The sequence below is a fragment of the Streptomyces luomodiensis genome, from assembly GCF_031679605.1.
Taxonomy (GTDB): Bacteria; Actinomycetota; Actinomycetes; order Streptomycetales; family Streptomycetaceae; genus Streptomyces; species Streptomyces luomodiensis.
On the sequence record NZ_CP117522.1, the window covers coordinates 2,852,080 to 2,869,379 of the forward strand.

18 protein-coding genes and 1 riboswitch are annotated in these 17,300 nt (G+C 72.1%); of the genes, 10 read left to right on the forward strand and 8 right to left on the reverse strand.

Annotation, left to right across the window (positions count from 1 at the left end):
• Nucleotides 1-51: 51 nt before the first annotated feature.
• The 5 genes from PS467_RS12240 to PS467_RS12260 all read right to left on the reverse strand — a co-directional run bounded on the left by PS467_RS12240 (nucleotide 52) and on the right by PS467_RS12260 (nucleotide 4,806).
• Nucleotides 52-1,047, reverse strand: a complete 996-nt coding sequence (locus PS467_RS12240; RefSeq protein ID WP_311035292.1) for a hypothetical protein — start codon at nucleotides 1,045-1,047, stop codon at nucleotides 52-54.
• Nucleotides 1,048-1,087: 40 nt separating this feature from the next.
• The gene (metF, locus tag PS467_RS12245; RefSeq protein WP_311035293.1) at nucleotides 1,088-2,005 is read right to left on the reverse strand and encodes a methylenetetrahydrofolate reductase [NAD(P)H]; all 918 of its coding nucleotides are present in this window, start codon (nucleotides 2,003-2,005) and stop codon (nucleotides 1,088-1,090) included.
• A gap of 181 nt (nucleotides 2,006-2,186) precedes the next feature.
• Nucleotides 2,187-2,834: a thiamine phosphate synthase gene (gene thiE / locus PS467_RS12250; RefSeq protein ID WP_268971494.1), complete on the reverse strand. Its 648-nt coding sequence runs from the start codon at nucleotides 2,832-2,834 to the stop codon at nucleotides 2,187-2,189.
• A gap of 244 nt (nucleotides 2,835-3,078) precedes the next feature.
• Nucleotides 3,079-3,444: an Rv2175c family DNA-binding protein gene (locus PS467_RS12255; RefSeq protein WP_268971495.1), complete on the reverse strand. Its 366-nt coding sequence runs from the start codon at nucleotides 3,442-3,444 to the stop codon at nucleotides 3,079-3,081.
• 102 nt (nucleotides 3,445-3,546) lie between these two features.
• The gene (locus tag PS467_RS12260) at nucleotides 3,547-4,806 is read right to left on the reverse strand and encodes an NAD(P)/FAD-dependent oxidoreductase (RefSeq protein ID WP_311035294.1); all 1,260 of its coding nucleotides are present in this window, start codon (nucleotides 4,804-4,806) and stop codon (nucleotides 3,547-3,549) included.
• Nucleotides 4,807-4,933: 127 nt separating this feature from the next.
• Nucleotides 4,934-5,048: riboswitch (TPP riboswitch) on the forward strand.
• Nucleotides 5,049-5,146: 98 nt separating this feature from the next.
• Between PS467_RS12260 and thiO the strand changes: the two genes are divergently transcribed.
• The 6 genes from thiO (at nucleotide 5,147) to PS467_RS12290 (ending at nucleotide 11,204) form a co-directional block, all read left to right on the forward strand.
• Nucleotides 5,147-6,382 carry a glycine oxidase ThiO gene (thiO, locus tag PS467_RS12265; protein WP_432280576.1) on the forward strand — a complete coding sequence of 412 codons (1,236 nt, stop codon included), beginning with the start codon at nucleotides 5,147-5,149 and terminating at the stop codon, nucleotides 6,380-6,382.
• Nucleotides 6,379-6,579, forward strand: coding sequence for a sulfur carrier protein ThiS (gene thiS, locus PS467_RS12270; protein WP_311035295.1), 201 nt, complete (start codon nucleotides 6,379-6,381; stop codon nucleotides 6,577-6,579). The genes thiO and thiS overlap by 4 nt, the downstream gene beginning before the upstream one ends.
• Nucleotides 6,580-6,670: 91 nt before the next feature.
• Nucleotides 6,671-7,474, forward strand: a complete 804-nt coding sequence (locus PS467_RS12275; protein ID WP_311039834.1) for a thiazole synthase — start codon at nucleotides 6,671-6,673, stop codon at nucleotides 7,472-7,474.
• A gap of 101 nt (nucleotides 7,475-7,575) precedes the next feature.
• Nucleotides 7,576-8,034: an SRPBCC domain-containing protein gene (locus PS467_RS12280; RefSeq protein WP_268971499.1), complete on the forward strand. Its 459-nt coding sequence runs from the start codon at nucleotides 7,576-7,578 to the stop codon at nucleotides 8,032-8,034.
• 152 nt (nucleotides 8,035-8,186) lie between these two features.
• On the forward strand, nucleotides 8,187-10,112 hold the full coding sequence (gene pknB, locus PS467_RS12285; protein ID WP_311035296.1) for a Stk1 family PASTA domain-containing Ser/Thr kinase: 1,926 nt from the start codon (nucleotides 8,187-8,189) through the stop codon (nucleotides 10,110-10,112).
• A 231-nt stretch (nucleotides 10,113-10,343) separates the two neighbouring features.
• Nucleotides 10,344-11,204, forward strand: coding sequence for a deoxyribonuclease IV (locus PS467_RS12290; protein ID WP_432280738.1), 861 nt, complete (start codon nucleotides 10,344-10,346; stop codon nucleotides 11,202-11,204).
• Between the two features lie 72 nt (nucleotides 11,205-11,276).
• Here the strand turns inward: PS467_RS12290 and PS467_RS12295 are convergent, their stop codons facing one another.
• Complete coding sequence (locus PS467_RS12295) at nucleotides 11,277-11,900, reverse strand: sulfite oxidase-like oxidoreductase (RefSeq protein ID WP_268971502.1); 624 nt, start codon at nucleotides 11,898-11,900, stop codon at nucleotides 11,277-11,279.
• 158 nt (nucleotides 11,901-12,058) lie between these two features.
• Between PS467_RS12295 and bfr the strand changes: the two genes are divergently transcribed.
• Nucleotides 12,059-12,538, forward strand: coding sequence for a bacterioferritin (bfr, locus tag PS467_RS12300; protein WP_311035298.1), 480 nt, complete (start codon nucleotides 12,059-12,061; stop codon nucleotides 12,536-12,538).
• 31 nt (nucleotides 12,539-12,569) lie between these two features.
• Here bfr and PS467_RS12305 read toward each other — a convergent pair whose 3' ends face one another.
• Nucleotides 12,570-12,833 (reverse strand): (2Fe-2S)-binding protein, encoded by a 264-nt coding sequence (locus PS467_RS12305; RefSeq protein WP_311035299.1) that lies wholly within the window; start codon nucleotides 12,831-12,833, stop codon nucleotides 12,570-12,572.
• Between the two features lie 135 nt (nucleotides 12,834-12,968).
• Complete coding sequence (locus PS467_RS12310; protein WP_311035300.1) at nucleotides 12,969-14,318, reverse strand: class II 3-deoxy-7-phosphoheptulonate synthase; 1,350 nt, start codon at nucleotides 14,316-14,318, stop codon at nucleotides 12,969-12,971.
• 272 nt (nucleotides 14,319-14,590) lie between these two features.
• Here PS467_RS12310 and PS467_RS12315 point away from each other — a divergent pair, with 272 nt between their 5' ends.
• The 3 genes from PS467_RS12315 (at nucleotide 14,591) to PS467_RS12320 (ending at nucleotide 17,284) form a co-directional block, all read left to right on the forward strand.
• Nucleotides 14,591-15,142 carry a hypothetical protein gene (locus PS467_RS12315; RefSeq protein ID WP_311035301.1) on the forward strand — a complete coding sequence of 184 codons (552 nt, stop codon included), beginning with the start codon at nucleotides 14,591-14,593 and terminating at the stop codon, nucleotides 15,140-15,142.
• A 38-nt stretch (nucleotides 15,143-15,180) separates the two neighbouring features.
• On the forward strand, nucleotides 15,181-15,237 hold the full coding sequence (locus tag PS467_RS42320) for a trp operon leader peptide (RefSeq protein ID WP_106516695.1): 57 nt from the start codon (nucleotides 15,181-15,183) through the stop codon (nucleotides 15,235-15,237).
• A gap of 91 nt (nucleotides 15,238-15,328) precedes the next feature.
• Nucleotides 15,329-17,284 carry an anthranilate synthase family protein gene (locus tag PS467_RS12320; RefSeq protein ID WP_311035302.1) on the forward strand — a complete coding sequence of 652 codons (1,956 nt, stop codon included), beginning with the start codon at nucleotides 15,329-15,331 and terminating at the stop codon, nucleotides 17,282-17,284.
• Nucleotides 17,285-17,300 lie beyond the last annotated feature (16 nt).

A 17,300-nucleotide genomic window follows, 5' to 3' on the forward strand; every position in this document is an offset into this window, starting at 1 on the left:
GCGCCGGTCGGTACCGCCAGCAGCGGTACCGGTCAGTGGCGGTACCGCGTCTCAGTAGCGGTACTGCTCGTCGAAGCCCTGGGGGTAGCCCGGGTGCTGCTGCTGGTACGGGTACGCCTGCTGGTCCGCCGCGGGGGTGGCGTCGCCCTCGCGCTGCTGCGGCACCCAGGGCCCGCCGGGCCCCATCGCGTCGTACGCCGGGTCCGGCGAGGGGTAGGAGGCGTCGGCCGCCCAGTGGTCGCCGCCGAGGGTCCCGCCGTCCCCGCCGCCGTACGGATCCTGCTGGCCGTACGGCGCGTACTGCTCGGTGTACTGCTGATGGCCGTAGGACTGCTGCTCGTAGGGCTGGGCCTGGGGCTGGGGCTGGGCGCCGCCGTACGGGTCCTGCTGGCCGTAGGCCGCGTACGCCTCGTTGCCGTAGCCGTACTGCCCGGCCTGGGTCTGGTCCGCGTAGACGTCCTGGCCGCCGTAGCCCTGGCCCTGCTCCTGTCCATGGCCCAGTCCGTGGTCCAGCCCGTGGTCCTGCTGCGAGCCGTAGCCGCCGTAGGTCTCGTACGCGCTGTAGTCGCCGGCCGCGTTGTCGCTGTAGGGGCCGGAGGCCGGGGTGAAGGGGGACGGCTCGTCGTAGACGCCGTACTCGCTGGTCTCGTCGGGCATCGGCTGCGGCTGGTACGCGGTCGGCTCCGGCTGGGCCGCCGGGACCGCCTCCAGGCCCGACACCTCGAGGACCGGCTCCTTGTCGGCGTCGTCCGGCCGGGGGCGCTTCTCCTCGCGCCCGAGCAGCCCCGGCAGCCCGCCGCGCAGCGCCCAGCCCGCGGCGAAACCGCGCCGGAAGGAGAGCGTCACGTAGGTCTGGCCTATGGCGAAGGCGATCGCGCCCACCCCGATCACCGGAACCGACGGGATCAGCACACCGACGACCACACCCAGGAAGCCGCAGAAGGCCAGCAACCGCCAGCGCAGCCGCGCCTTGTACTGGAGGAGGACCTCCCCCAGCAGCCACAGCGCGACGACGCCGAAAGCGATGTAGAGGACCGTCCAGCCCATGCCCGCCCCTCTCAATGCGGCCGCCCGTCGGCTGCCGTCATCAGGACCGCTGATGCAGTCCCAGATTCTTGTAGATCTCCAGCGTCGCCGTGGAGTGGTTCAGGGTAATGAAGTGCAGCCCGGGGATCTCCTCGGCCATCAACCTCGCGCACAACTCCGTGGCGTAGTCGATCCCGATCGAGCGTACAGCCGCCGCGTCGTCCTTCACCGCCAGGATCCGGTCCGCCAGTTCGGGCGGGAACGCGGCATTGCTGAGCTGTGCGAACCGCTCGATCTGCTTGATGTTCGTGACGGGCATGATCTCAGGGATGATCGGTGTCGTACAGCCCGTTGCCGCGACCCGGTCGCGCAACCGCAGATAATCCTCCGGATAGAAGAACATCTGCGTGATGGCGAAGTCGGCGCCCGCGCGGCACTTGTCGATGAAGTGACGGATGTCGGTGTCCCAGTCCGTCGACCGGGGGTGCATCTCGGGGAACGCGGCCACGCCGACGCAGAAGTCCCCGGACTCCTTGATCAGCCGGACCAGCTCGGCGGCGTAGGTGAGACCGTCGGGGTGCCGGATCCACTCCCCCATCGGATCGCCCGGCGGATCGCCGCGCAGGGCCAGCATGTTCCGGATCCCGGCGTCGGCGTACTGCCCGATGATGTTGCGCAGCTCGGCCCGGGAGTGGTTGACCGCGGTCAGATGGGCGACGGGGGTGAGCGTGGTGTCCGTGGCGATGCGCTCGGTGGCGCGCACGGTGCCCTCGCGGGAGGAACCGCCGGCTCCGTACGTCACGGAGACGAAGGTGGGCGAGACGGCTTCCAGCCTGCGGATGGCGTCCCACAGCGTCTGCTCGCCCTTCGCCGTCTTGGGAGCGAAGAACTCGAAGGAATACGACTGCTCGCCGGACGCGAGCAGATCGCGCACGGTTCGTGCGCGATCGGTCCTGGTGGAAGCGGTGCCTAGGGCCATACGAGCAGGCTATCCACCCGGCTCGCCCACGCCCACCCAGTCACGGAGATATGGGGGATTTGCCAGATTTCTGTCCGTAGTGCGGACAGTTCCGCGCGTTCTCGACCGTCGGACGAGGCGAGCCGAGCCGGACGGGCGGCCGGGCCGGGGCCCCAGCCTGCGCCGGTAGATCCCGGCCAGGTCAGGCCGCGCGCACCCGCTTCGCCAGCTCCGCCGTCGCCGCCGCCGGGTCGTCGGCGGCCGTGATGGCGCGGACCACGACGATGCGCCGGGCGCCCGCCGCCAGCACCTGATCGAGGTTGGAGGCGTCGATTCCGCCAATGGCGAACCACGGCCGCTCGGTGCCCAGCGCGGCGGCGTAGCGGACCAGGGACAGCCCCGGGGCGGGGCGGCCGGGTTTGGTGGGGGTGGGCCAGCACGGGCCGGTGCAGAAGTAGTCCACACCGGGCTGGACGGCCGCCGCGTCCACCTCCGCCTCCGCATGCGTGGAGCGCCCGATCAGCACGTCCTCGCCGAGGATCGCGCGCGCCGCCGGGACCGGCAGGTCGCCCTGGCCCAGGTGGAGCACATCGGAGCCGATGGCGTGGGCGACGTCCGCCCGGTCGTTGACGGCGAGCAGCTTTCCGTGCCGACGGCAGGCGTCCGCGAAGACCTGGAGGTGCTCCAGCTCTTCCGCCGCCTCCATCTCCTTGTCCCGCAGCTGGACGATGTCCACCCCCGCGCCCAGGACGGCGTCCAGGAACTCCGGCAGGTCGCCCTGTCGCTTCCGTGCGTCGGTGCACAGATAGAGGCGGGCGTCGGCCAGCTGCTCACGAGCGGTGGTGGACATGGGTAGGTCCCCCTGGGGGTCGGTGGCGTACGGGCCGTGAGCGGAGCCCGGCCCGTACGCCCGTGGGCGATACGAAAACGACAAGCCCTGTAGAAGCCTTGCACGAGCCCTGTGGAGCCCTGTGCCGGGGGCTCAGTGCCGAGCCGTGTACCGGCTTCCGCGCGAGCCCTGCGCGCCCTGTACGAGCCTGTACGAGCCCTTCAGGAGCTCTGCGGAAGCCGCCGGTGGCTGGGCGGGAGCGGCGTCAGACAGCCAGCGCCTGCGCGCGCCGCTTCACCTCCGTGCCACGATTCTCGCTCAGGGCCTGTGCCGGGGTGCCGGGCAGGCTCGGGTCAGGGGTGAAGAGCCACTCCAGCATCTCTTCGTCACTGAAACCGTCGTCCTTCAAAAGCGTCAAGGTCCCCACGAGGCCCTTGACGATCTTTCCGTCACCGATGAACTCCTCGGGCACCTGGAGCACCCGGTTCTCGCCACGGCGCACCGCGATCAGCTGGCCCTCCTTGACCAGCTGCCGGACGCGCGTCACCTCCACACCGAGCCGCTCGGCGACGTCGGGAAGGGTGAGCCAGTCGGGGACGAGAGCATCGATCTTCGCGTCAATCTCGGTCACGGAACAAGCCTGCCATCTGGGACTGACAGTGGGTAGCCGGGCGCCCGCCGCGCGGGCCGCCCCGCCCCGCCCCGGACGCCCGCCCGGCGGCCGGCCGGCCCGTCAGCGGACGGCCGACTTCAGCGGCACCGAGGGGTCCATGGCCCGCGTCCGGTCCAGCCGGGCGCCGCGCTCGATCAGCTTGCGCCCCTGGGCCAGATCGCGCGGACGGCCGACGGCCAGCAGGGCGACCAGGGCGCCCTCGCGCAGCCAGCACACCGACCACGCGGCACCGGCCGGATCGCCGCGCCAGACCAGTTCGTCGGCCTCCGCATGATGGCCGGCGTACTGCACGAAGCGCCCGAACTGCTCGGACCAGAAGTACGGCACCGGGTCGTAGACCACACCGGGGAAGTGGGCGGCCGTCCGGTTCCCCACCACATTGGCGGCGACGGTGCGCGGCCCCTGGAGCGCGTTGTCCCAGTGGTGCACCAGCAGCCGCGTCCCGTAGCGGGCGGACGGGAAGGAGGCGCAGTCGCCGACCGCGTAGACGTCCGGCACCGAGGTGCGCAGCCGGTCGTCCGCGGCCACGGACCGGTCCCCGGCCAGCGCCACGTCCGAACCGGCCAGCCAGTCCGTGGCCGGCCGCGCCCCGATCCCGACGACCACCGCACCCGCCCGCAGCCGGGTGCCGTCGTCGAGCAGCAGCCCGCTGTCGTCCACGGCGGCCACCCGGGCGCCGGTCATCAGCGTGGCGCCGCAGTCCTCGTACCAGGCCGCCATGGGGGCGGCGACCTCGGCCGGGAGGGCGCCCGCCAGCGGTCGGTCCGCGGCCTCGACGACGGTCACGGCGCAGCCCGCCTCGCGCGCCGCCGTGGCGAACTCCGCGCCGATCCAGCCCGCCCCCACGACCGCGATCTCACGCTGCCGGGCGAGCACCGGGCGCAGCCGTTCGGCGTCGTCCAGGGTGCGCAGCAGATGGACGTTCGGCACGCCTTCGGCGCCCGGCAGCGGGATCGGGTCGGCGCCCGTGGCGATCACCAGGACGTCGTACGGCACCGGGCCGGTCCCGGTCTCGACCACCCGCTTGTCCGTGCGCAGCCCCGTGACCGGGACGCCGAGCCGCAGCCCGATGCCCAGCCCGGCGAAGTCCACGTCGAGCGTCGATCCCTCGGCCTTACCGAGCAGCACGGCCTTGGACAGCGGCGGCCGGTCATAGGGCTGGTGCGGCTCCGCGCCCAGCAGCACGATCTCCCCGGCCCAGCCCTGCTCGCGCAGCGCGACGGCGGTCTGCACCCCCGCCATCCCCGCGCCGACGATCACCACCCGCTGTCCGCCGCCACCCGAGGACGCCTTCGTCCCCGTCGTCGTCTTATCGCTCACACGATCACTGTATGGCGGCAGGTGGAGCGGACCGCAGAGCGCGGGACGAGATCTCGGGCACAGCACGGAGGGCAGGGCGAACGGCCACCCTTCCGACCGATTCGGACCTCGTACTAGGGTGGCGGGACGAAGCACTCGCGGGAGCCCGGACGCACCGGGCTGAGAGGGAGGCTGACACGGCCTCCGACCGTACGAACCTGATCCGGGTCATGCCGGCGAAGGGAGGGGCGGCGTGTCCACGCACGCACCAGGTCACGACGGACCACACGCACCAGGTCACGACAACGACGGACCGCACACAACCGGCCACGACAACGACGGACCGCGCACGCCAGGTCACGTGGACGACGGACCGCATACACCGCGACCCGGCGGCGGACCGCCCGGCGGGGCCTATGACGCCCTCGTCATCGGGGGCGGCATCATCGGCCTGGTCACGGCCTGGCGAGCGGCCCAGCGGGGCCTGCGCACCGCCCTCGCCGACCCGGCGCCCGGCGGCGGAGCCGCCCGTGTCGCGGCCGGGATGCTGGCGGCCGTCACCGAGCTCCACTACGGCGAGCAGACCCTGCTCGGCCTCAACTTGGCCTCCGCACGCCTCTATCCGGACTTCGTGGCCGAGCTGGAGGAGGCCGGCGGCCAGGACGTCGGCCACCGGGCGTGCGGCACGCTCGCCGTCGCGTTCGACTCCGACGACCGCGCCCATCTGCGTGAACTCCACACGTTCCAGCAGGGGCTCGGGCTGGACTCCCAGTGGCTGACGGGGCGGGAATGCCGCCGTCTGGAACCGATGCTCGCGCCGGGCGTACGCGGCGGGCTGCGCGTCGACGGCGACCACCAGGTGGACCCGCGGCGGCTGGCGACGGCGCTGCTCATCGCGTGCGAGCGGGCCGGGGTGGTCCTCCACCGCGCCCGTGCGGAGCGGCTGCTGCTGGACGGCGACCGCGCCACCGGGGTCGAGCTGACCGGGGGCACCCGGCTGGCCGCCGAGCACACCGTGCTCGCCGCCGGCAGCCTCAGCGGACGGCTCGCGGGCGTCCCCGACGACGTCCTGCCACCCGTCCGCCCGGTCAAGGGACAGGTGCTGCGGCTGTCGGTGCCCGAACGCTACGCGCCGTTCCTCTCCCGGACGGTACGGGCCGTGGTGCGCGGCGGACCGGTCTACCTCGTGCCGCGCGAGAACGGCGAGCTGGTCGTCGGCGCGACCACCGAGGAACTGGGCTGGGACACCACGGTCACCGCGGGCGGCGTGTACGAACTGCTGCGCGACGCCCATGAGCTGGTGCCCGGCATCACCGAACTCCCGCTGGTGGAGACGTGCGCCGGGCTGCGCCCCGGCTCCCCCGACAACGCCCCGATGCTCGGCCCGACCGCGCTGCCGGGGCTGCTGCTGGCCACCGGCCACTACCGCAACGGCGTCCTGCTCACCCCGATCACCGGCGATGTCATGGCCGAGGCGCTGACGAGCGGAGAACTCCCGCCCGAGGCCCGGCCGTTCACCCCGCGGCGCTTCGCGGCCCCGGCCGTCCCCGACGCGTCCGCCGCCGCGCCCTCCCCCGTACAGGAGCAGCACACATGACCGTCTCCGTCAACGGCGAGCCCCGCGAGATCCCCGACGGCACCACCCTCGACCGGCTCGTCGCGACCCTCACCCAGGCGTCCTCGGGCGTCGCCGCCGCCGTCAACGAGACGGTCGTCCCGCGTACCCAGTGGCCCGCGACCCCGCTCGGCGACGGTGACCGCGTCGAGGTCCTCACCGCGGTCCAAGGAGGCTGATCCCCCCATGGCTCCCACCACCACGACCACTTCGGCCAACACGGACACCACGGCCAATACGGGCACCACGGCCACCGCGCCCGCCGCCGCCCTGGCCGACGGCGCCGACCCGCTCACCATCGCCGGGACGACGTTCGGCTCCCGTCTGATCATGGGCACCGGCGGCGCCCCCAGCCTGGAGGTCCTGGAGCGGTCGCTGCTGGCCTCCGGCACCGAGCTGACCACCGTCGCGATGCGGCGGCTGGACCCCACGGTGCAGGGGTCGGTGCTCTCCGTGCTCGCCCGGCACGGCATCCGCCCGCTGCCCAATACCGCCGGGTGTTTCACCGCCGGTGAGGCCGTGCTGACCGCCCGCCTCGCCCGGGAGGCCCTGGGCACCGACTGGGTCAAGCTGGAGGTGGTCGCCGACGAGCGCACCCTGCTCCCCGATCCGATCGAGCTGCTGGACGCCGCCGAAACCCTGGTCGACGACGGCTTCACGGTCCTCCCGTACACCAATGACGACCCGATCCTGGCCCGGAAGCTGGAGGACGTCGGCTGCGCCGCGATCATGCCCCTCGGCTCCCCGATCGGCTCCGGGCTCGGCATCCGCAATCCGCACAACTTCCAGCTGATCGTCGAGCGCGCCACCGTGCCGGTGATCCTCGACGCGGGCGCGGGCACGGCGTCGGACGCCGCGCTGGCCATGGAGCTGGGGTGCGCGGCGGTGATGCTCGCCTCGGCGGTCACCCGGGCGCAGGAGCCGGAGCTGATGGCCGGGGCGATGCGGCACGCGGTGGCGGCGGGCCGGCTGGCCCACCGGGCGGGCCGTATCCCCCGCCGCCACTTCGCCGAGGCGTCCAGCCCGGCCGAGGGCCTGGCGGCCCTGGACCCCGAGCGCCCGGCGTTCGGCTGATCCGCGCCCGGCGGGTCCACGTCCGGCGGGCCCTGTCCGGGTCCCGCGCCGTCCCTCTACGGTGGATTGAGGGGTCAGCGCACACTGCGGAGGTGGTCGCCGTGACCGTGACCGTGGCCGACCGGATCGAGCGCGAGGTGTTCGTACGAGCGCCGATCGACCGGGTGTGGCGGGTGCTGACGACGCCCGAGCACATCCGCGTCTGGTACGCCCCCGGCGGCTGCGAGATCGATCCGCACCCCGGCGGGACGCTCCGGTTCCGCTGGGACGAGCACGGGGAGTTCCACGGCCAGGTCGAGCGGGCGGTTCCGGACACCCTCTTCCGCTTCCGGCTGGCCCTGGAACCCGATCACGCCCCCTCGGATCCCGGGGAGGCGACCGTGGTGGAGTTCGCGCTCTCCGCCGAGGGGCGGGGCACCCGGCTGCGGTTCGCGGAGAGCGGTATCCGCGACCTGGCCGTCCCCGACGACGCCAAGGCCAAGCACGCCGAGTACGCCACCCTGTCGTGGACCTCCGCGCTCGAGGAGCTGGCCGCGATCGCCGCCGCGTCGCACAACTGACACCGCACAACTGACATCGCGCAATCGCACAACGCCACATCACACAGCTGACATCGCGCAACCGACTCACCGGTGTCACCGTTCCGCTGCAATACCCGCCCCACCTGGGCAGCCGGTCCTGACGCAATGCGACGCCTCGTAGACTGCCCCCCGTGGATACGACCCTCCAGGACCCCCTCGTCGGGCAGGTGCTCGACGGCCGCTACCGCGTCGAGGCGCGCATCGCCGTTGGCGGGATGGCGACGGTCTACCGGGCCGTCGACACCCGGCTCGACCGGGTGCTCGCCCTGAAGGTGATGCACCAGAGCCTCGCCTCCGACGCCGCCTTCGTCGACCGCTTCATCCGGGAGGCGAAATCCGTCGCGCGGCTCGCGCACGCCAATGTGGTCGCCGTCTACGACCAGGGAACGGACGGCGACCACGTCTATCTGGCCATGGAGTACGTCGCCGGCTGCACCCTGCGCGATGTGCTCCGCCGGCGTGGCGCCCTGCACCCGCGCGCCGCGCTGGACATCCTGGAGCCGGTGCTGGCCGCGCTCGGGGCGGCCCACCGGGCCGGTTTCGTGCACCGCGACATGAAGCCGGAGAACGTGCTGATCGGCGACGACGGCCGGGTCAAGGTGGCCGACTTCGGTCTGGTCCGGGCGGTGGACACCAACACCAGCGCCTCCACCGGAGCCGTCCTCGGCACGGTGTCGTATCTCGCGCCCGAGCAGATCGAGCACGGCACGGCCGACACCCGCGCCGATGTCTACGCCTGCGGTGTGGTGCTGTACGAGATGCTGACCGGCGCCAAGCCGCACGCCGGCAGCACCCCGGCGCAGGTCCTCTACCAGCATCTGAACGAGGACGTCCCGCCGCCGTCCGCCATCGCGCCCGAGGTCGCCCCGGAGCTGGACGCCCTGGTCGCCTCGGCCACCGCGCGCACCCTCGACGCGCGCCCCGCCGACGCCGTCGCGCTGCTGGGCGCGGCCCGCGCGGTGCGGGACGCGCTGACCGACGCCCAGCTGGACGCGGTTCCTCCGCAGGCCAAGGAGGACACCTCGGATGGCGCGGAGAACCGTACGACGGTGATTCCGCGCCCGGCGGCCGCGGTCGACGACCAGGAGGCGCTGAACCACACCAGCCGTCTGGAGCTGCCCCCGGAACCGCCCCGGCGGGAGCGGCCCGACCGGCGCGGGCGGTTCCGGATGCCGCGCCGCGGGATCGTCACGATCGTCGCCGCGGTGCTGCTGCTGATCGGTCTCGGCGTCGGGATCTGGTACATCAGCGTCGGCCAGTTCACCGAGGTCCCGCCGGTGCTGCGGAAGACCCAGGCGGAGGCGGAGAAGAAGCTGCACGACGCCGGTCTGGACGTGAAGGTCGTCAACGAGTTCAGCGATGTCGTCCCCAAGGGCCAGGTCATCGGCTCCAAGCCCGGACCGGGCGAGCGCGTCCGCGACAGCGTGACCATCCGGGTCTCCCAGGGGCCGCCGCGGGCCGAGGTGCCCAATGTGGTGGGCATGCCGCTCGCCGACGCCAAGCGGAAGATCGCGGACCAGGGGCTCACGGTCGGCACGGTCACCCGCCGCTTCAGCAGTGAGACGGCCCAGGGCTCGGTCCTCTCCACCAGCCCCGGCGCCGGCTCCGTACGCCGTCCCGAGACGTCGGTGTCGATCGTGGTCAGCAAGGGCGAGCCGGTCGACGTCCCGGATGTGGTGGGCGATTCGGTCGCCGAGGCCCGGTCCGCGCTGGAGGACGAGGGCTTCAAGGTCAAGATCGCTGAGCGCCAGGTGTACTCGGAGGAGGACAAGGGCTCGGTCGCCGCGCAGTCGCCGTCGGCGGACGGCCAGGGCGCCAAGGGCGACACGGTGACACTGACCCTCTCCAAGGGCCGGCAGATGATCGAGGTGCCGGACGTCACCGGTCTGAAGGTCGACGAGGCCACGTCGCAGCTGGAGGAGGCCGGCTTCGAGGTGAAGGTCGACAAGGCGCTGTTGTTCCCGGGGGACACGGTGAAGGACCAGTCGGTGGACGCCGGTGACAAGGCGCCCAAGGGGAGCACCATCACCATCACGCTGAGCGGCGGCGTGTTCTAGGGCGCCGGCGGCTTCTTCTAGGGCGCCGGCGGCTTCGCGGCTGCCGGACGGCGATGGCCGTGCCATCCGTCCGGCAGCCGGCCCCCTCCCCCGTACCGCGACGGCTCGCGGAAGCGCTGGTCGGGCAAGGCTTCCGTGGCCCGGTGCGCCCGGCGGGGGCGCCTCAAAGCGGTGGCCGGGGACAACCGAGCCACGAAAAGCAGGCACCCTTGTTCTGTGAGTACGCATCGCATCCGCAACCCCATCGGAGGCCATGTCCGGGTGGCCGGTGGCCTCGCCACCGTCGGCATGGCGCACGCCGCCGACATCGGCGCCGAGACCGTCCAGGTCTTCGTCGCCAATCCGCGCGGCTGGGCCACCCCGGCCGGTACGCCCGCCCAGGACGAGGCGTTCCGGGCCGCCTGTGCCGAGCGGTCCATACCGGCGTATGTCCACGCCCCGTACCTGATCAACTTCGGCTCGCACACGGAGGCCACCGCCGAACGTTCCGTGGCATCCCTGCGCCATTCGCTGCGGCGCGGCCGGGAGATCGGGGCGCTCGGCGTCGTCGTCCACACCGGCTCGGCGACCGGGGGACGCTCGCGGGCCACGGCGCTCGCGCAGGTGCGGGAGCGGATGCTGCCGCTGCTGGACGAGCTGGTCCGGGACGACGACCCGTGGCTGCTGCTGGAGCCGACCGCCGGTCAGGGCACCTCGCTGTGCTCGTTCGTGGCGGACCTGGGCCCGTACTTCGAGGCGCTCGACCGGCACCCCCGGCTCGGTGTCTGCCTGGACACCTGCCATGTGTTCGCGGCGGGCCATGACCTCGCCGCGGCGGGCGGTGTGAAGCAGACCCTGGACGAGCTGGTGGCCGTCACCGGCGAGGGGCGGCTCAAGCTGATCCACGCCAACGACTCCAAGGACGTGGTCGGCGCCCACAAGGACCGGCACGCGAACATCGGCGCCGGGCACATCGGGGCGGAGCCGTTCCGTGAGCTGTTCACCCATCCCGCGACGGAGGGGGTGCCGCTGGTGATCGAGACGCCGGGCGGTACGGAGGGGCATGCGGCGGATGTGGCCCGGCTGAAGGAGTTGCGCGCCGGGGTGGTCTGAGCGCCCAGGAGGCGCCGGGGTCGTCTTCGGAGCCCAGGGCCCTTCTGACGGATCTCCGCGGGAGAGGGGGCCCTAGAGCTCCGGGCCGTCGCCCGGCTCCTCCTGGTAGGAGTAGCGCTGTTCCGCCCAGGGGTCGCCGATGTTGTGGTAGCCGCGCTCCTCCCAGAAACCACGGCGGTCGGCGGTCATGTACTCGACCCCGCGCACCCATTTCGGGCCCTTCCAGGCATACAGATGGGGCACCACGAGCCGCAGCGGAAAGCCGTGCTCGGCGGTGAGCGGCTCCCCGTCCTTGTGCGTCGCGAACATCGTGGTTTCCGCCAGGAAGTCCGACAGGCGTAGATTCGAGCTGAACCCGTATTCCGCCCACACCATGACATGGGTGACGTCCGGCGCCGGCGGTGCGAGTTCCGCGATCTCCCGCGCGGAAACCCCGCCCCATTCGGCGCCGAGCATGCTGAATTTGGTGACGCAGTGCAGATCGGCCACGACCGTCGAGTACGGCAGAGCGGAGAACTCCTCATGCGTCCAGCAGTGTTTTTCGCCGTCCGCCGTGGCGCCGAAGACCCGGAACTCCCATCGGTCCGGCTTGAACTTCGGCACCGGCCCATAGTGCGTAACCGGCCAACCGCGCTGCAGTCGCTGCCCCGGGGGCAGCTTCGCGAGCTCCCCCTCGCGGCTTTCCGACTGACCCATGGACTCCATGGTCTCAGACCGCCGGGGGTGGTCGTGACCAGGGCATCGAGCGCCGGGACAACTCGTACTAAGCGTGCACTTACTGGACGCCCTACCAGGCGCGATGCGACGATGCGCGGAACCTGCCGTTCCCGATCGGATTGGAAGGAGCCCCTCCGATGCAGGGTGACCCCGAGGTCCTCGAGTTCCTCAACGAGCAGCTGACCGGCGAACTGACCGCGATCAATCAGTACTTTCTGCACTCGAAGATGCAGGACAACTTTGGCTGGACTCGGCTTGCCAAACACACCCGGTCGGAGTCTTTCGATGAGATGAGGCATGCGGAGACGCTCACCGACCGGATCCTTCTCCTGGAGGGCCTGCCCAATTACCAGCGGCTCTTCCACGTCCGGGTGGGCCAGACGGTGACCGAGATGTTCCAGGCCGACCGGCAGGTGGAGGTCGAGGCGATCGACCGTCTCAAGCGGGGCATCGAGCTGATGCGGTCCAAGGGGGACATCACCTCGGCCAACATCTTCGAGGACATCCTCGCCGACGAGGAACTCCACATCGACTATCTCGACACCCAGCTGGAGCTGATCGAGAAGCTCGGCGAGGCCCTCTACATCGCCCAGCAGATCGAGCAGCCGAGCGACTGAACCGGGACGCCGGCCAGTCCGGCCAGTCCCGTCAGGCCGCTTCGGCCGCCGCCGGAACGGAGGCGGCAGCGGTGGCCGTGGCCGCAGTAGTGGCCGCCGTCAGGACGACCGGGTCCAGCGCCTCGCGCCGGGGGCAGGCGCCGCGGCCCAGCAGCGCCTGGATCTTCCGCACGCACGAACCGCAGTCCGTGCCGGCCTTGCAGGCACCGGCGATCTGGCGCGGGGTGCACGCGCCCGCCTCCGCGTGCTCACGCACCTGCCGCTCGGTGATGCCGAAGCATGAGCAGACGTACACGGGCTCTCCAGCGGTGGCGGTGATCAGTGAGGTAACCCTTACCTTACCTGCCGCACCGGACCCCCACAACGCACAGGGGGCGCGGATCCTTGTGATCCGCGCCCCACCTGCGTCTTTGCGATCTTCGCCGGATGCCTACTGGTCCCGGTACATCTCCGCCACCAGGAACGCCAGGTCCAGCGACTGGCTGCGGTTGAGCCGCGGGTCGCAGGCCGTCTCGTAGCGCTGGTGCAGATCGTCGACGAAGATCTCGTCGCCGCCGCCCACGCACTCCGTGACATCGTCGCCGGTCAGCTCCACATGGATACCGCCCGGGTGGGTGCCCAGCGCCTTGTGGACCTCGAAGAAGCCCTTGACCTCGTCCAGCACGTCGTCGAAGCGGCGGGTCTTGTGCCCGGACGCCGCCTCGAAGGTGTTGCCGTGCATCGGGTCGCAGACCCAGACGACCTGCGCACCGGAGGCGGTCACCTTCTCCACCAGGTTGGGCAGCTTGTCGCGGATCTTGTCCGCGCCCATCCGGGTGATGAAGGTCAGCCGGCCCGGCTCGCGGTCCGGGTCGATCCGCTCGATCAGCGTCAGCGCCTCTTCCGGCGTGGTCGTCGGGCCGAGCTTCACGCCCACCGGGTTGCGGATCTTCGAGGCGAACTCGATGTGCGCCCCGTCCAGCTGCCGGGTGCGCTCACCGATCCAGACCATGTGGCCGGACACGTCGTACAGCTCACCGGTGCGCGAGTCGGTGCGGGTCAGCGCCGTCTCGTAGTCGAGGATCAGGGCCTCGTGCGAGGAGAAGAACTCGACCGTCTTGAACTCCTCCGGGTCCACCCCGCAGGCGTTCATGAAGGACAGCGCCCGGTCGATCTCGCGCGCCAGCGCCTCGTAGCGCTGGCCCGACGGGGAGGACTTCACGAAGTCCTGGTTCCAGGCGTGCACCTGGCGCAGGTCCGCGTAGCCGCCGGTGGTGAAGGCCCGCACCAGGTTCAGCGTCGAGGCCGACGCCTGGTACATGCGCTTCAGCCGCTGCGGATCCGGGATCCGGGCCTCGGGGGTGAACTCGAATCCATTGACGGAGTCGCCGCGGTAGGTGGGCAGGGTCACCCCGTCCCGGGTCTCGGTCGGCTTCGAGCGCGGCTTGCTGTACTGCCCGGCGATCCGGCCCACCTTCACCACCGGGACGGATCCGGCGTAGGTCAGCACGGCGCCCATCTGGAGGAGCGTCTTGAGCTTGTTGCGGATCTGGTCGGCGCCCACGCCGTCGAACGCCTCGGCGCAGTCCCCGCCCTGGAGCAGGAACGCCTCGCCCCGCGCCACGGCCCCCAGGCGGTGCCGCAGCGCATCGCACTCGCCCGCGAAGACGAGCGGCGGATAGGACTCGAGCTCAGCGATCACATCGCGCAGAGCCGCTCGATCCGGCCAGTCGGGCTGCTGCGCCGCGGGAAGAGACTGCCAGGTGTGGCCACCGGCGTGGGTTTCAGCGTTCACGGTCACCCGCACAAGGTTACGGGGTCCGCACCGCCTCCCAGGGCGCTGCCCACAGGATGAGACATCTTCCGCCACGCCGTGGGCTCTCTCCCGCCCCTCCCCCGCGCATCCGCTCCCGCCCCGCACATCCGCGGCCCCGGGCGCAAGAACGACCGCTCGGGCATCCTGCGACCGGTTATGGCCATGTCGTGAAGAACACGTGATGGAATCGCGCCCTCCTCGGACGCTGTCCGTGCCGGTCCACCCCGGGCCGGCACGGACACCCGAAGGAGTGCGCCATGAGGAAGCCCAGGCACCTGAGGAAGGTGCTCCGCTCCACCGCCACGGCCGTCGCGGCCGCCGCCTCGCTCGTCCTGCTGCCGTTGGCCGCCGCCCCCGCCCAGGCGGCGCCCTCGGCCATCGCGTCCGGGATGACCTGGACCGTGCTCGCCAAGGGCGACGGCACGGTCCGGGTGGGGGCCGACGCCTCGACCGACGCCTACAACGGCGACACCGCCGCCACCGCGACACTGCCCCTCCTGTGCCTGAGAGTGAACGGCAGCGCCGTGCCCAGCGGGATCACCCCGGACTTCTACGCCGGCTGGTCGCGCGGCACCGTCGCCGCGACCCCGCCGGTGCTGGGCCGGACGCTGACCAGCCGAGCCGTCGCGGACGCCCTGTGCGCGCAGTACTACGGCCCGGAGTGGCGCATGGCGGAGTTCCACGACGGCCGCTACGGCAGCGCTCTGGAGTACAGCGGCGGCTGGTCCTTCTGGGCGTACGGCTATGTCCCGGACGGCACCCGCTTCTGGACCGCGATCGACGACCAGCCCGCAAATCCTTGGAATTGATCCGTTGCGGCCGGAACCGGTCCTGTAAGGTCTGGCACATGTTCGCGCGACTGACCATGACCTGGTGGTGGACCGCTCATCCGGCGGCCCACTGAATCGCGCACTCCCAGACACCGCGAAGGCCGCCCGAGGGGCGGCCTTCGGCGTTTCCGCGGGTCGTTCCTCATTCCGGAAGGACTATCCGCCATGCAGAACCCCGCTCAGGCCGTCGTCGCACGGCTGCTCTCCGACGACGCGCCGCCCTTCGCCCTGCTGCACCGCCGCACCCCCGGCCGGGCGTCCGACACGGTCGAGGTGCTGCTCGGTCCGGTCACCGAGGTGGAGCGGCTGACCGACATCCCGCTGCCCACCGGCGCGCCGGAGGACGGTGCCCCGGTGGTGGACGCGCTCGCGCTGGTGCCGTTCCGGCAGATCCGGGAGCGGGGGTTCGAGGTGCGCGACGACGGGACGCCGCTGGCCGTGCTGCGGCCGCGGGAGACCGTCGAGCTGCCGCTCGCCGAGGCGCTTGAGGCGCTGCCCGCGCACCGGGTGCGGGTCGAGGACGGGGCGTTCGACGTGGCCGACGACGCCTACGCCGACATCGTGCGGCGGGTCATCGAGAACGAGATCGGCACCGGTGAGGGCGCCAACTTCGTCATCCGGCGGACGTTCCGGGGCGAGATCCCGGGGTTCGGCAGCAGCGACGCGCTCGCGCTCTTCCGGCGGCTGCTGGCCGGTGAGCGGGGCGCCTACTGGACGTATGTGGTGCGGCTGCCGGACGGGCGGACGCTGGTGGGGGCCAGCCCCGAGGTGCATGTGCGGGTGTCCGGGGGGACGGTCGTGATGAACCCGATCAGCGGGACGTACCGCTATCCCGAGGGCGGGCCGAGCACGGCGGGGCTGCTGGAGTTCCTGCACGACCGCAAGGAGGTGGAGGAGCTGTCCATGGTCGTGGACGAGGAGCTGAAGATGATGTGCACCGTCGGCGACATGGGCGGGACGGTGATCGGGCCCCGGCTCAGGGAGATGGCGCATCTGGCGCACACCGAGTACGAGCTGCGCGGCCGTTCCTCGCTCGACGTCCGGGAGGTGCTGCGCGAGACGATGTTCGCCGCGACGGTCACCGGATCGCCGGTGCAGAACGCCTGCCGGGTGATCGAGCGCTACGAACCCCTCGGACCGGACGGGGCCGCGCGCGGCTACTACGCGGGCGCCCTCGCGCTGATCGGACGGGACGGCGGCGGCGCCCAGACCCTGGACTCGCCGATCCTGATCCGCACCGCCGACATCGACGCCGCGGGATCGCTGAAGGTGGCGGTCGGCGCGACGCTCGTGCGCCACTCGGACCCGCGCGGCGAAGTGGCCGAGACGCATGCGAAGGCGGCCGGGGTGCTGACCGCGCTGGGCGTGCGGCCGGCGCCGGTACGGCCCGAGGCGCGGGATCCGCGGCCGCGGCTCGCGGACGATCCGCGGGTGCGGGCGGCGCTGGACGCGCGGCGGGCGGACCTGGCGCCGTTCTGGCTGCGGATGCAGCAGACCCCGTCGTCGGCGGACGGGTCCCTGGGCCGGAAGCTGTCCGGGCACGCCCTGGTGATCGACGGGGAGGACACGTTCACCGCGATGCTCGCGCATCTGCTGCGCACCTCGGGGCTGACGGTGACCGTGCGGCGGTACGACGAGCCGGGGCTGCGGGAGGCGGCGCTGGCGCATCAGGGGCCCGTGGTGCTCGGCCCGGGGCCGGGCGACCCCGGCGACACGACCGACCCGAAGATGCGCTTCCTGCGGGCGCTGACCGCGGAGCTGGTGGCCGGGCACCGGCACGGGCTGCTGGGGGTGTGCCTGGGCAGCGAGCTGATCGCGGCCGAGCTGGGGCTGGAGATCGTGCGCAAGGCTGTGCCGTTCCAGGGGGCACAGGAGCGGATCGACTTCTTCGGGCGCGAGGAGACCGTCGGCTTCTACAACACCTTCACGGCACGCTGCGACGAGGCGGCCGAGACGGAGCTGGCGATGCACCGCGTGGAGCTGAGCCGGGACCCGGTGACCGGCGATGTGCACGCGCTGCGCGGGCCGGGTTTCGCCGGGGTGCAGTTCCACCCGGAGTCGGTGCTGTCCCGGGACGGGGCGGCGCTGGTGGCGGAGCTGCTGGCGGCCGTGCTGGTCTGACGGGTCCGGCCGGTCC